The following is a 13,607-nucleotide window of genomic DNA, read 5'->3' on the forward strand; positions in this document are numbered from 1 at the left end:
ATGAATTTTTAACATTTTAACGTCAAAATTTGGGGTGATGATAATGATCAAGCCCCGGGACGAGCTCGGAACCGCTATGACGGATTCTGCCCAGAAGATACTCCTCCTCGGAAGCGGTGAACTGGGAAAGGAGATAGCCATCGAGGCCCAGAGGCTCGGCGTTGAAGTCATCGCCGTTGACCGCTACGCCAACGCTCCGGCCATGCAGGTCGCCCACCGCTCCTACGTTGGAGACATGCGTAAGGCTGACTTCCTCTTCTCGGTCGTAGAGAGGGAAAAGCCCGACGCGATAATCCCTGAGATAGAGGCCATAAACCTCGACGCCCTCTTCGAGCTGGAGAAGGAGTATTTCGTCGTTCCCAATGCAAGGGCAACGTGGATAGCCATGCACCGCGAGAGGACGAGGGAGACCCTCGCGAAGGAAGCCAAAGTTCCCACTTCACGCTACGCCTACGCCACCACTCTCGACGAGCTCTACGAGGCCTGTGAGAGAATAGGCTACCCCTGCCACACCAAGGCCATAATGAGCTCCTCAGGTAAGGGTTCTTACTTCGTTAAGGGACCGGAGGATGTTCCAAAGGCCTGGGAGGAGGCCAAGAAGAAGGCCCGCGGCAGCGCCGACAAGATAATCGTTGAAGAGCACATTGAGTTTGACATTGAGATAACCGAGCTTGCCGTCAGACACTACGACGAGAACGGTGAAATCGTCACGACCTTCCCGAAGCCGGTCGGCCACTACCAGATTGACGGGGACTATCATTCCAGCTGGCAGCCGGCGGAGATAAGTGAAAAGGCCGAACGCGAGGTTTACAGGATAGCCAAGCGCATTACCGACGTACTTGGCGGCCTCGGCCTCTTTGGCGTCGAGATGTTCGTGAAGGGAGATAAGGTTTATGCCAACGAGGTCTCGCCGAGGCCCCACGACACGGGCATGGTGACTTTAGCCTCCCATCCAACGGGCTTCTCCGAGTTCGGGCTTCACCTCAGAGCGGTTTTGGGACTTCCCATTCCCGGCGAGTGGGTTGAAGACTACCGCCTGTTCCCAATCCTAACGCCCGCCGCCACCCACGTCATCAAGGCCAACGGCTCCGGCTACTCCCCACGTTTCCGCGGGCTGGCTAGGGCTTTAAGCGTTCCGAACGCAACTGTGAGGCTCTTTGGAAAGCCTGAGGCGTATCCGGGCAGAAGGCTCGGGGTTGTGCTCGCGTGGGATAAGGATGTGGGGGAGGCAAGGAGGCGTGCCGAGCTGGTGGCACACACGGTTGAGCTTAGAACCCGGGGTTCGGGGTGGCACTCCCAGGACTACGAGAGGAGAAAACACCTCATTTGATTAACACCTTGTTACAGTTCGACGGAAAAAGGAAAGATTTAAAAGGACTAAAATGTTCCAAAATGTGGCCTTGAATCAGGTGTTTCTAAAATAAAGTGAGGATTGAATAAGAGATTGTCCTGATGCGGGCCTATGCCCGCATCCTTTCCCTGTACTCTTCAAGCTTCTCCCTCAGCTTCTCGTCCTTTACCGCGAGGATCTCCACTGCAAGCAGTGCGGCGTTTTTGCCGTTGTCTATACCAACCGTTGCCACGGGGACACCAGGGGGGAGCTGGGCTATGCTCAGGAGGGCGTCGAGACCGTTGAGCTTGGCCGAAACGGGAACTCCGATGACGGGCTTGACGGTGTGGGCCGCTATAACTCCCGGTAAGGCTGCGCTCAGTCCGGCGATGGCTATGAAAACGTCGTAGTCCTTCTTCGCCAGCTCCTCAACCTTCTTCGGGTTCCTGTGGGCCGAGGCGACCTCAACGTCGTACTCAACGCCAAACTCCTCGAGAACCTTCGTAACCTTCTCAGCTATATGGGAATCGCTCTTGCTTCCCATCACCACGAGCACCTTCATGGACTTCACCGGATTGAGTTCCTCTTGACCTTTATAAATTTTGCCATTTTAATGTAAAAACAAAGCTTAAAAACTTAAGTTTTTGACAAATATATGGTGAAGCTCATGAAGGTTCTGCTCGTTGGAGGCGGCGGTAGGGAGAACGCCATCGGTGAGGCGCTCGTGAGGAGCGGTGCCGAGCTGTACGTCATCTCAAAGCACAGGAACCCCGGACTGGCCAGGCTTGCAAGGGGCTACGGACTGGCTGATGAAACGGATGTTGAGAAAGTCCTCGAACTCGCTCGGAAATGGGGGATAGAACTTGCCTTCATAGGCCCGGAGGCGCCTCTTGAGAAGGGTATAGTCGATTCCTTTGAGCGTGAGGGCATCCCGGCGGTTGGGCCGACTAAGGATGCCGCCCGGATTGAGACCAACAAGGCCTTCGCCCGCTCCCTCATGGAGGAATATGAGATTCCTGGTAGGAAGCTTTTCAAGGTTTTTGAAGACGTCTCAGAGATGCGCTCGTGGATAGACGACTTCGGAGGGCCCGTCGTTGTGAAGCCCCTTGGTCTGACCGGCGGAAAGGGCGTTAAGGTCGTTGGCTACCAGCTGCGGGACAACGAGGAGGCCAAGGCTTACGCTGAGGAGCTCATCAGAAAGGACGGAAAGGTTCTGATTGAAGAAAGAACCGACGGCGTTGAGTTCACCTTCCAGGTCTTCACGGACGGGAAGAGGGTAATCCCAATGCCCCTCGCCCAGGACTACCCCCACGCCTACGAGGACGATAGGGGCCCCATTACCGGCGGCATGGGCTCTTACTCATGCGGGAACCACCTGCTCCCTTTTGTCACACGTGAGGACTACAAGAAGGCCCTTGAAACACTCAAGGCGACCGTTGAAGCCATGCGGAAGAACGGAACGCCCTACCGGGGAATCCTCTACGGCCAGTTCATGCTCTCCAAAGACGGGCCAGTTCTCATAGAGTACAACGCCCGATTCGGCGACCCGGAAGCAATGAACGTCCTCCCCCTCCTGAAGACGAGCCTGGTTGATATCGCAGAGGGAATCGTGGACGGCAGCCTTGGAAAGGCAGAATTCGAGAAAAAGGCAACGGTCGTCAAATATTTGGCCCCAAAGGGCTATCCTCTGAACCCAATTAAGGGAGTTAGAGTTCAGGTGGACGAGGAGGCCATAGTCGAAGCCGGGGCAAGGATCTACTACGCCTCCATTGACGAGAACTTCACTCTCCTCGGCTCGCGTGCCATAGCGGTCGTTGGAATTGCGGATACTCTTGAAGAGGCGGGGAGAATAGCCGAGAAAGCCGTCCCCCACGTTAAGGGCGAGCTCTTCTACCGGGGAGACGTTGGAACGAGGGAGAGCGTTGAGAAGAGGATCAGGCTGATGAAAGAGCTCGGAAAGGATTTCGAGCCGAATTCATGCTGAGGTGGTCCGGATGATAAGCCGTGAGGAGATTTTGAGCGTTCTCGAAAGCTATAATCCGGAGAAAATCACCGTTGGAGTAATAGGGAGCCACTCCGCGCTGGACATAGGAGATGGAGCAAAGGAAGAGGGCCTTCCCGTATTGGTGGTTGCCCAGAGGGGCAGGCACAGGACCTACGCCGAGTACTTCAAGCTGAGGAAGACGAGGGACGGTCTGACCAAGGGCTTCATCGACGAGGTTGTTGTCCTTGAGAAGTTTGCCCAAATCATCGACGTTCAGGACGAGCTGGTAAAGAGGAACGTCATCTTCGTGCCAAACCGCTCCTTTGTGGTCTACACCGGCATTGACAGGGTGGAGAATGACTTCCGCGTCCCGCTCTTCGGGAGCAGAAATTTACTCAGAAGCGAGGAGAGGGGCGAGGAGAAGAGCTACTACTGGCTCCTTGAGAGGGCTGGGCTTCCTTACCCTGAACCCGTTAAACCAGAAGAGATTGACGAGGTCGGTCTCGTCATCGTCAAGCTTCCCCATGCCAAGAAGAGGCTTGAGCGCGGCTTCTTCACGGCTGCAAGCTACAAGGAGTTCCGCGAGAAGGCTGAGAAGCTCATCAAGCTCGGTGTAATCACCGAGGAAGACCTTTCCAAAGCGAGGATCGAGCGCTACATCATCGGCCCGGTCTTCAACTTCGACTTCTTCTACTCGCCGATCGACGGGGAGATAGAGCTTTTGGGCATAGACTGGCGCTTCGAGACCAGCCTGGACGGCCATGTTCGCCTGCCTGCTCACCAGCAGCTCACCCTTCCGGAGCACCAGTTCGAGCCCGAGTACACCGTAACCGGCCATGCCTCTTCAACCCTCAGGGAGTCCCTCCTTGAGAAGGTCTTCGACATGGCCGAGAGCTACGTGAAGGCAACCCAAAAGTACTATCCGCCGGGAATCATCGGGCCCTTCACGCTCCAGACGGCCGTTGATAAAGACCTGAACTTCTACATCTACGACGTGGCGCCGAGAACGGGCGGCGGAACCAACATCCACATGGCGGTGGGTCACCCCTACGGCAACGCCCTCTGGAGGAGGCCGATGAGCACAGGAAGGAGAGTTGCCCTTGAGATTAAGCGCGCGATAGAGCTGGACGAGCTTGAGAAGGTCGTCACGTGAGGTGGTACTCATGAGATGGAAGGTTACCGTCATCGTCCGCCTCAAGGAAGGCCTCAACGACCCGGAAGGGAGGGTTATAGGAAACGCCCTCAGGAACCTCGGCTACGCGGTTGAAAACCTCAGGGTTCCCAAGTACTTCGAGTTCGAGCTGGAGAGCGAAGAGCCCGAGCGGGAAGTGGAGGAGATGTGCAGAAGGCTCCTCGCTAACCCGCTCGTCCACAACTACGAGTACAGCATCGAGCCGGTGAGCTGAGATGGTTCGCTTTGCAGTGGTGGTGTTTCCGGGAACCAACTGCGACTTTGAGACCGAGAGGGCCATAAGAAATGCTGGAGGAAAAGCGGAGCGCGTCTGGTATAAAGCAAATCTCAAGGACTTTGATGGAGTTGTTTTGCCCGGGGGATTCAGCTACGCCGATTACCTCCGCGCTGGAGCTATAGCCGCTCGACAGGAGATAATGGAAGAGGTTAAGGAGTTTGCCCGCGAGGGAAGACCTGTCCTCGGGATATGCAACGGCTTCCAGGTTCTGACGGAGGCGGGTCTCCTTCCGGGAGCACTGAGGCCGAACAGGATTCCGCGCTTCCTCTGCAGGTGGGTTCATCTCCGCGTTGAAGACATCCAGACGCCATTCACCTCACTATACGAACCCGGTGAGGTTATCAGAATGCCGATAGCCCACGCGGAGGGCAACTACTACGTTGACGACCCATCGAAGGCCAGGGTGGTTTTCCAGTACAGCGACGAAAAGGGCAACGTAACCGAAAAGGCCAACCCCAACGGCTCGGTTCTCAACATAGCGGCGATAGCCAGCGAGAGGGGCAACGTCCTCGGGACCATGCCCCACCCGGAGCGTGCGAGCGACCGCTTTTTAGGCAGTGAAGACGGCTTGAGGCTCTTCAGGAGCATGGTGGAGTGGGCGAAGAAATAATCACTACTAACCTTTCGGTTTTTTATACGGAAATATTTAAATACTTTCATTTGTTTTATGTGTCCCGTGGAGGTGTGAATTTTGAAAAGTCCACTCTCCAAAATCATCCACCAGATCCTACCTCCACTCATAATCATACTACTCCTTTGTACACTTTTTGTGCACAGTATGTGGACTGGACAAAAAGCATTCCTTCAATTAAGTATTGTCCCCACATCAGAATGCTTGGATAACATCTGTATTGAGGTAAACCCATACGTTGAACTGACAAACGTCGTCTTTTACCTTGCTGGCTGGGATTCCAGCAATAGTACACCCTATTCCCAAGAGGTTGAGTCTTACTTTTCCCCCTACAGAAATCACAGGGCAGTGCTTCTCGCCAGAAAAGCCCTGAGAGCGGGCCTATCATACGATGCCATCCCTAAGTTTGCGCTGGAGCTGAACTTCACGGAATGGAGCGGGTACCTTATAGGGAGAGTTCATGGAAACAAAAAACTCCTCAACGAACTCGCCATGGCCATAAAAGATTTCGCCCAGGACTCGAACTTTTCCACCTTCTACGAGAACCACGAAGCATTTTACAGGGTGCAGATAAGGCTCTTTTTAAAGGAGAATCCCGATGTCTTTAACATTCCCCACTTTGAGGAGAAGTTCTTTGGAGAGAAATGGAAGCGCTGGGTTTTCGTCCTTCAGCCTCTTGAGGCATACTACAGCTACAGCGCTTGGAGAAACAACACCGTTTACGCCTTTCTTGGTGTCTGCTCTTTTTCCAACGGAACGCTCTACTACTGCAGTGCTTCCGCCCATGAGCTCGCCCACAGCTTCGTTAACCCTGCGGTGGAGAGACACTACTGGGAGTTCAAGAAGTACGAGGAAATGTTCTCACCTGTAAAGAATGTTATGACCTCCATGGGATACTCCAGCTGGAAAACCTACCTGGATGAAACCTTTGTTAGGGCTTTCGAGGCCTACTACATACTCGAAACTCAGGATAATCAAAGCGCCGAGAGGTTCATAGAGAACCAAGAGAGCCTCGGTTTATACCTTGTAGGAAGAGTATACAATGCCTATCTCACAGATTACCTTCGAAACAGAGACAAATACCTACCTTCGAGAGCTTTATGCCAGAACTCGCAAGACTCATGGATATCTGGTACAGAGAGGGCTTCTGGAGGAACGTTTCATCGGAACCAACAATCAGAACGGTTTTAATTATGTTTAAAACGAAGGGCGTTAAGGTGTATTCTCCGAACCTCTCGGAGAGCACCTACGTGAAAAGCTACGTTAATATGCTTGAGAAGGCTGGATTTGAGGTGACGTTCACGAGCGGTCTTGAGAGTGGCAATCTGATTGTCCTTGCACCGCTAAGCTCTCCCGTTGTTCGTGAACTCAACAGGTACGTGGAGATACAAAGTAACCATGTCGTTCTCAACGGGGTTGAATACTCCAAGGGGATTTTCATCGTCGAAGCTCTGAACAATCCTGAGGGTGGAGGGTACGTCCTTTTAATAGCAGGATCACCTGACGTGTTCAAGAGGAAGCCCTCCGGAGGTGGGGATGAAAACCTGCTAAACTATCATTACTTTGTCTATATAACGAGCCTTAAAAGAGCCGTCGCTTTCGGATAATCTTTTGTTTGCCATTTTTCTGTCAAAATAAACCTTAAAAACAAAACTTTTTTACACTAATTCGTCAATTAATGGAGGGTTCACGATGTTCCCCCACGAGGAGAAGCTCATCCGTGAACGCTTGAAGAGAGAGCCGAACGAGCTCGAATGCGCTATGCTCGAGGTCATGTGGAGCGAGCACGCCTCCTACAAGTCGAGCAGGCCCTGGCTGAAGCTCCTGCCGGCCGAGAACGAGCACGTGATTTTGGGCCCCGGAGAGGACGCTGGAATAGTGAGGTTCGACGATGAAACATGGATAGCCGTTGGAATCGAGAGCCACAACCATCCTTCCGCTGTGGAACCCTACGGTGGTGCCGCCACGGGAGTCGGCGGAATAGTGAGGGACATACTATGCATGGGGGCGAGACCGATTGCTCTGCTTGATCCCATACGCTTCGGTCCGTTGGATAAGGAGCGGAACAGATACCTCTTTGAGTACGTTGTCAAGGGCATAGCCGACTACGGCAACAGGATAGGCGTTCCAACGGTTGGGGGCGAAACGGAGTTTGATGAGAGCCTCGACAACTACACGCTCGTCAACGTCGCCTGCGTCGGAGTTATGAAGCCTGAGCACCTCGTCCACAGCTTTGTTGAGGAACCGGGTCTCAAGCTCATCCTCGTCGGCAACAGAACGGGAAGGGACGGCATTCACGGTGTCACCTTTGCGAGTGAAGAGCTGGGCGAGAACGCGGAGGAGGAAGACCGCTCGGCGGTTCAGATTCCCGACCCCTTCACGGAGAAACTGTTGATTGAAGCCACGCTTGAGGCCGTTTACACCGGCAGGGTGAAAGCGCTGAAGGATTTGGGCGGCGGCGGTTTGACCTGCGCCGCATCTGAGATGGCTGGCAAAAAGGGTTTCGGCGCGGTAATCTACGCCGACAGGGTTCCACTCCGCGAACCGGGAATGACCCCGACCGAGGTCATGATTTCAGAGAGCCAGGAGAGGATGCTCTTCGCGGTTAAGCCGGAAGACGTTGATGCCCTTGGAAAGATTTTCGAGAAGCACGGCCTTGAGTGGACGGTCGTCGGGGAGATCATCGAGGAGCCGCGCTTTGTGATATACTGGATGGGGGAGAAGGCAGCGGACCTTCCAGTAGAACTCCTCGCAGATGTGCCGACGATAGAGTGGGAGATGCGGTCTTACAGCATCGAAAAGCCTGCTGAGACGCCGGATGTTTCTTTTGGAGATGCCCTCGGCCTTGTCTGGAGCAGTCCGAACGTCGTAAGCAAGCGCTGGGTCTGGGAGGGGTACGACTACGAGGTTCAGGGGAGGACCGTCCTTAAGCCCGGCCGTGACTCTGCCATCCTAAAGCTCAACGACGAGTATGGTCTGGCCTTCACTGCCGACGGGAACCCAAGCCACAGCTATCTGAACCCCTATCATGGGGCTATGGGAGCCGTTGCCGAGGTTGTCAGAAACCTCGTGAGCGTTGGGGCCAAGCCATTGGCCTTGGTGGACAACCTCAACTTCGCCTCACCCGAGAGGCCCGAGGTTTACTGGAGCTTCGCCGAGACTGTGAGGGGGTTGGCCGATGCGGCCAAAGCCTTTGGTTTGGCGTACGTCAGCGGGAACGTCAGCTTTTACAACGAAGTTGCAGGAAGGCCGATAAAGCCTACCCCTGTGGTTGCAGGCCTTGGGAAGGCCAAGCTTGAGGAAATCCCTGAGATGGGGCTGGGCGATGGACTGCTCATAGGCATCATTGGAATAACGAAGGCCGAACTCGGCGGCTCGGAGCTGTTCGCGAGGCTCGGCGTCGAAGGCGGCTTTACCCCCCGCGTGAACCTCGACGAGGAGAAAGCCAACGCCGAGGGAATTCTGAAGGCTATACAGAAAGGCCTCGTCAGAGCGGTTCACGACGTGAGCAGGGGCGGGATAGCCGCTGCCCTCGTGGAGATGGCCGTGTCAGGAAATGTGGGCTTCACGGCAGACCTCTCAAGGGTTTTCTCCGAGACCTCGAATCCCATAGAGGTCGCCTTCAGCGAGAGTCATGGACGCTACATAGTTGCCTTCCCCGAGGAAAACCTTGACGAGCTCAGGTCCACCTTCAGGCACTTCGCGGTCATCGGAAAGGCGGGGGGAAGTGATGCGGTCTTCCTCTGGGACGGAAGGGAGCTCTTTCGGAAGCCCCTTGAAGAGCTTAAAGAGGTTCACGAGTCCCTACCGAGACTTTTGGGTGAGGAGGAATGAGGGTTTCAACTTACGCCTCCCATTCTGCCCTCCAGATTTTGAAAGGGGCCAAGCAGGAGGGCTTCGAGACGGTGGCCTTCGGAAAAGCCCGGGTCAGACCGCTCTACACGAAGTACTTCCCGGTGGCTGACCGTTTCATTGAGGGAACTTATCCGGAGGAGATGCTGCTTGAGCTGAACGCCGTCGTCATTCCTACCGGCTCCTTCGTCGCCCACCTCGGAATCGAGCTGGTCGAGAAGACGCGCGTCCCATACTACGGAAACAAAGAAGTGCTCAAGTGGGAGAGCGACCGCTCACTGGAGAGGAGATGGCTTGAGAAAGCTAAACTCCGTCTCCCGAGGGTTTACGATGACCCGGACGACATAGACGGGCCGGTAATAGTCAAGCCCCACGGGGCAAAGGGCGGAAGGGGCTACTTTCTGGCCAGCTCTCCGGAGGACTTCTGGGGAAAGGCGGAAAGGCTCGGGGTTCAGAACAAGGAGGAGCTGAGCGGAATCCAGATTCAGGAGTACGTCCTCGGCGTTCCGGTTTACCCCCACTACTTCTACTCGAAGCTCAACCGAGAGCTTGAGCTGATGAGCATTGATAGAAGGTATGAGTCAAACGCCGACGCGATAGGCAGGATCCCGGCCAAGGAGCAGCTCGACCTCGAACCCAACACCAACTATACGGTGATAGGCAACATACCCCTCGTCCTCCGCGAGAGCCTGCTGATGGACGTCATCGATGCTGGTGAAAGGGTTGTGGAAGCCGCGGAGAAGCTTATGGGTGGCCTCTGGGGCCCCTTCTGTCTGGAGGGCGTCTTCACCGAGGAGCTTGAGTTCGTCGTCTTCGAGATTTCCGCCAGGATAGTCGCTGGGACGAACCCTTTCGTCCACGGCTCCCCCTACAGCTGGCTCCGCTACGACTACCCGGTCAGCACCGGGAGGAGGATAGCGATGGAGCTGAAGCAAGCTGAGGATGAAGAAAGGCTCGACGAAATTTTGACGTGAAACTGTCTAATTCCCGCTCGGATAGGTTTATAAATTAGCACTCACATGTTGGCAAAAAGGTGGTGCTCATGTGGGAGAGGTTCATCGAGGAGAAGGTTGAGGAGATAAGGAAGACGGTCGGCGATAGTAGGGCAATAATAGCACTCTCCGGAGGCGTTGACAGCTCGGTAGCTGCGGTGCTTGCCCACAAGGCCATAGGAGATAGACTCCACGCGGTCTTTGTCAACACCGGCTTCATGAGGAAGGGCGAACCTGAATTCGTCGTCAAGACCTTCAGGGACGAGTTCGGTCTCAACCTGCACTACGTCGATGCCGGCGAGAGGTTCTTCAGTGGGCTTAAGGGTGTCACCGACCCCGAGGAGAAGAGGAAGATAATCGGCAGGGTCTTCATCGAGGTCTTTGAGGATGTCGCGAGAAAGATTGACGCCGGGTTCCTCATCCAGGGTACAATCGCCCCGGACTGGATAGAGAGTAAGGGCAAGATCAAAAGCCACCACAACGTTGGAGGCCTTCCAGAGAGGCTCAACCTCAAGCTGATAGAGCCGCTCCGCGACCTCTACAAGGACGAGGTCAGAGAGCTGGGTAAGGAACTCGGTCTGCCGGAGAATATATACAACAGGATGCCCTTCCCAGGGCCGGGGTTGGCGGTTAGGGTTCTTGGTGAGGTTACTCCGGAGAAGGTCGCCATCGTTAGAGAGGCGAACGCGATAGTCGAGGAGGAGATCGCGAAGGCCGGTTTAAGGCCGTGGCAGGCCTTTGCCGTTCTGCTGGGAGTGAAGACCGTTGGTGTCCAGGGCGACATAAGGGCCTACAAGGAGACGATCGCCCTCCGCGTCGTTGAGAGCCTCGACGGCATGACCGCCAATGCCATGAACGTTCCCTTCGAGGTCCTCCAGAGGATAGCCTTCAGGATAACGAGCGAGATACCCGAGGTTGGAAGGGTGCTCTACGACATCACCAACAAGCCTCCGGCGACGATAGAGTTTGAGTGAAAGCTTATTTACCTTCGTTTCCAATTTTTACATGGTGGAGAGTATGGGAGAAATTATCGAAGTGATTTACGAAAACGGCGTGCTGAGACCCCTCAAGCCCCTCAAGCTGAAGGAGGGCCAGAGGCTCAGGGTGAGGATTCTGAGTACCGGGCTATCTGGATTCATCAAGAGTGTCGAGGGGGAACTTGAAAGACCAGAGGAGGATCCCCTGGAACTCCTGGCAAGGGTGAGGGAGTAGTCATGAGGTTCGTCGTTGATGCTTCCCTGCTTATTGACGCTTTCTCCAAATTTAACGAGGAACGGCGAAGGCTTGCGCTGAAGGTCTTTGAAGCGATTGAAGGCCACGAGATCTATGTTCCCAGGATATGCATGATCGAGTTCGTGAACGTCCTGTCTAGATTTACACCGGAGGAAAAGGTCAGAGAGTTCCTGGAGGTTTTCGATTTCTTTAACCTAGTTGGGGAAAGTGAGTTCTTTGACGAGGCCGTTGAACTGGCCTTCAGGCTTCATTCGAGGGCGGCTGACACCTACTACATTTCAACTGCGATGATTGTTGGAGGCGTTCTGTTGACCAACGATAAGAGAATGGCAGAGAATGCCAGAGGTTCAGGTGTTGATGTGTATTACATCCTCAAAGAATCCGATCCCTTCTTTAAACTCCTGGAGGTGGATGAATGATAGTTATAATGGACAACGGGGGTCAATACGTCCACAGGATTTGGAGGACTCTGAGATACCTCGGCGTCGAGGCGAAGATAATCCCCAACACGACGCCGCTTGAGGAAATAAAGGCAATGAAGCCGAAAGGCATCATCTTCTCTGGCGGTCCGGACATCGAGAAGACCGGCAACTGCTCCGCCATCTTGGAGCACTATGACGAGTTCAACGTTCCAATCCTCGGTATCTGCCTCGGCCACCAGCTCATAGCGAAGCACTTCGGCGGAAAGGTCGGAAGGGGCGAAAAGGCCGAGTACAGCCTCGTTGAGGTGGAGATACTGGAGGAGAACGATATCTTCCGCGGGCTTCCGAAGAGGCTCAAGGTCTGGGAGAGCCACATGGACGAGGTAAAGGAGCTTCCTGGGGGCTTCAGACTCCTCGCGATGAGTGAGACCTGCCCGGTCGAGGCAATGAAGCACGAGAGCCTTCCCATCTACGGCGTCCAGTTCCATCCCGAGGTCGCTCACACGGAGAGGGGGGCGGATATATACCGCAACTTCGCGGAGCTCTGCGGGGGGCTCAGCTAGTCGATCCTTTCGTCATTTTTCTCGGCAACGGGTTTTCTCATCATCGCTCTCCATCACTTTTAGGTCACCCCTGAAAAGCATTATTGGTTACGACTATAGATTGCAAATCAGAAAACTTTTTAAAATTTCTGCACTTACTCTTTATGGTGATAGCTTGGGGCACACGGTCTACTACGTCACTAGGATTGATAGATGGAGGGAGTTCAGGGATTTCCTGGAGAAGGTCTGTGGAGGGCTGGGTTTCCGTCTTGTCGAGGGAGAAGACACCGTTATGATCTTTCCAGAATGCCGGGGAGTCGAGCCCCTGGAGATGAAGAAAAACGGTAAGGGATTCGTCAAGACGAACCTCGTTGAACCCTGCCACTCGATATATCTCCTCGTGCTTCATTCGGTTTCTTCCTTCGGCTCTGTCGAGCTCTGGGAGGACTGATCCGTGAGATAGACCTCGATTATCCTTACCGGAACTGCCCCCTTGAGCTTCCTGTCCCCCACTATGAGCTTCACAACCCTGCCTACTTCCAGGTCTCCCACGGCATCAACCCAGTAGTGGCCGGGCTTGACGTTCGCCGCTATGTCGTCGTGAACAAAGACCCTGACGGCATCGCCCTTGATCTCCTCAACGACGCCGTAGGTATAGTCTCTTCCGTATCTCTGCTTGAAGTACCACCGGAATGCCATGACCACCGCAAAGGCCGCTAAGAGGTATGCGTAGTAATGGTAGATGCTCGTGGCTATCTTCCGTATCACGAGGTATCCCAGGAAAACGGCGAGGGAAATAAGGGATATTGCGTAGTAAAAGAACCTGTAGGGTTCATGCTCCACAAAGAACTCCCGGTTCCTGACCAATGTGTAGCGGAGATAGAGGAAGTAAACCACCGCCACGCACACTAACCACAGTGGACTGGCCTTAATGAAGAGCAGGATTAGATTGGGAATAAGGTAGCTTAGAAAGGCCAGCTGGAGCTTGAGGCTGAGGTATTCGTGGGCAGTGAACCTCTTCTTCACGAGTCTGCCGAGATATCTAAAGCTTGGCGGCTCCTCGGAGGGAGAGGGATGTATGAAATCAACGAGTCTTCTGATTCCTGAATCCACAGCCTCACCGATTCTGTAGAGGACGTCTTCCGTCGACAT

At 54.4% G+C, this 13,607-nt stretch carries 16 protein-coding genes; 14 read left to right on the forward strand and 2 right to left on the reverse strand.

Annotated features, from left to right (window positions below; translation table 11 throughout):
- The first annotated feature begins 43 nt into the window (after positions 1-43).
- The gene (gene purT / locus A3L14_RS01410; RefSeq protein ID WP_055429224.1) at positions 44-1,330 is read left to right on the forward strand and encodes a phosphoribosylglycinamide formyltransferase 2; all 1,287 of its coding nucleotides are present in this window, start codon (positions 44-46) and stop codon (positions 1,328-1,330) included.
- A 130-nt stretch (positions 1,331-1,460) separates the two neighbouring features.
- Here the strand turns inward: purT and purE are convergent, their stop codons facing one another.
- On the reverse strand, positions 1,461-1,892 hold the full coding sequence (gene purE, locus A3L14_RS01415) for a 5-(carboxyamino)imidazole ribonucleotide mutase (protein ID WP_055429223.1): 432 nt from the start codon (positions 1,890-1,892) through the stop codon (positions 1,461-1,463).
- 105 nt (positions 1,893-1,997) lie between these two features.
- On the opposite strand from purE, the gene purD reads away from it, so the two are divergent.
- The 13 genes from purD to A3L14_RS01480 all read left to right on the forward strand — a co-directional run bounded on the left by purD (position 1,998) and on the right by A3L14_RS01480 (position 12,906).
- Positions 1,998-3,314: a phosphoribosylamine--glycine ligase gene (purD, locus tag A3L14_RS01420; protein ID WP_055429222.1), complete on the forward strand. Its 1,317-nt coding sequence runs from the start codon at positions 1,998-2,000 to the stop codon at positions 3,312-3,314.
- A gap of 10 nt (positions 3,315-3,324) precedes the next feature.
- Positions 3,325-4,467 (forward strand): formate--phosphoribosylaminoimidazolecarboxamide ligase family protein, encoded by a 1,143-nt coding sequence (locus tag A3L14_RS01425; RefSeq protein WP_055429221.1) that lies wholly within the window; start codon positions 3,325-3,327, stop codon positions 4,465-4,467.
- A gap of 10 nt (positions 4,468-4,477) precedes the next feature.
- The gene (gene purS / locus A3L14_RS01430) at positions 4,478-4,720 is read left to right on the forward strand and encodes a phosphoribosylformylglycinamidine synthase subunit PurS (RefSeq protein WP_055429220.1); all 243 of its coding nucleotides are present in this window, start codon (positions 4,478-4,480) and stop codon (positions 4,718-4,720) included.
- 1 nt (position 4,721) lies between these two features.
- Positions 4,722-5,393 (forward strand): phosphoribosylformylglycinamidine synthase I, encoded by a 672-nt coding sequence (purQ, locus tag A3L14_RS01435; protein WP_055429219.1) that lies wholly within the window; start codon positions 4,722-4,724, stop codon positions 5,391-5,393.
- Between the two features lie 81 nt (positions 5,394-5,474).
- Positions 5,475-6,605, forward strand: coding sequence for a DUF4932 domain-containing protein (locus A3L14_RS01440; RefSeq protein ID WP_082431986.1), 1,131 nt, complete (start codon positions 5,475-5,477; stop codon positions 6,603-6,605).
- Positions 6,606-6,607: 2 nt separating this feature from the next.
- Entirely contained in the window at positions 6,608-7,021 is a 414-nt protein-coding gene (locus A3L14_RS01445) for a hypothetical protein (RefSeq protein WP_055429217.1), read from the forward strand.
- Between the two features lie 85 nt (positions 7,022-7,106).
- Complete coding sequence (purL, locus tag A3L14_RS01450; RefSeq protein ID WP_055429216.1) at positions 7,107-9,248, forward strand: phosphoribosylformylglycinamidine synthase subunit PurL; 2,142 nt, start codon at positions 7,107-7,109, stop codon at positions 9,246-9,248.
- A complete protein-coding gene (locus A3L14_RS01455; RefSeq protein WP_055429215.1) occupies positions 9,245-10,240 on the forward strand; it encodes a formate--phosphoribosylaminoimidazolecarboxamide ligase in 996 nt (331 codons plus the stop codon). Before purL ends, A3L14_RS01455 begins: the two co-directional genes overlap by 4 nt.
- Before the next feature lie 68 nt (positions 10,241-10,308).
- Entirely contained in the window at positions 10,309-11,232 is a 924-nt protein-coding gene (guaA, locus tag A3L14_RS01460; RefSeq protein ID WP_055429214.1) for a glutamine-hydrolyzing GMP synthase, read from the forward strand.
- 43 nt (positions 11,233-11,275) lie between these two features.
- A complete protein-coding gene (locus tag A3L14_RS01465) occupies positions 11,276-11,470 on the forward strand; it encodes an antitoxin family protein (RefSeq protein WP_055429213.1) in 195 nt (64 codons plus the stop codon).
- Positions 11,471-11,472: 2 nt separating this feature from the next.
- Positions 11,473-11,910 (forward strand): type II toxin-antitoxin system VapC family toxin, encoded by a 438-nt coding sequence (locus A3L14_RS01470; RefSeq protein ID WP_055429212.1) that lies wholly within the window; start codon positions 11,473-11,475, stop codon positions 11,908-11,910.
- Positions 11,907-12,476: a GMP synthase subunit A gene (locus A3L14_RS01475; protein WP_055429211.1), complete on the forward strand. Its 570-nt coding sequence runs from the start codon at positions 11,907-11,909 to the stop codon at positions 12,474-12,476. Before A3L14_RS01470 ends, A3L14_RS01475 begins: the two co-directional genes overlap by 4 nt.
- Positions 12,477-12,630: 154 nt before the next feature.
- On the forward strand, positions 12,631-12,906 hold the full coding sequence (locus A3L14_RS01480) for a hypothetical protein (RefSeq protein ID WP_055429210.1): 276 nt from the start codon (positions 12,631-12,633) through the stop codon (positions 12,904-12,906).
- Here the strand turns inward: A3L14_RS01480 and A3L14_RS01485 are convergent.
- Positions 12,861-13,607 (reverse strand): DUF2101 family protein, encoded by a 747-nt coding sequence (locus tag A3L14_RS01485; protein WP_055429209.1) that lies wholly within the window; start codon positions 13,605-13,607, stop codon positions 12,861-12,863. The two genes, A3L14_RS01480 and A3L14_RS01485, sit on opposite strands and share 46 nt — an antisense overlap.

This window comes from Thermococcus thioreducens, assembly GCF_002214545.1.
Taxonomy (GTDB): domain Archaea; phylum Methanobacteriota_B; class Thermococci; order Thermococcales; family Thermococcaceae; genus Thermococcus; species Thermococcus thioreducens.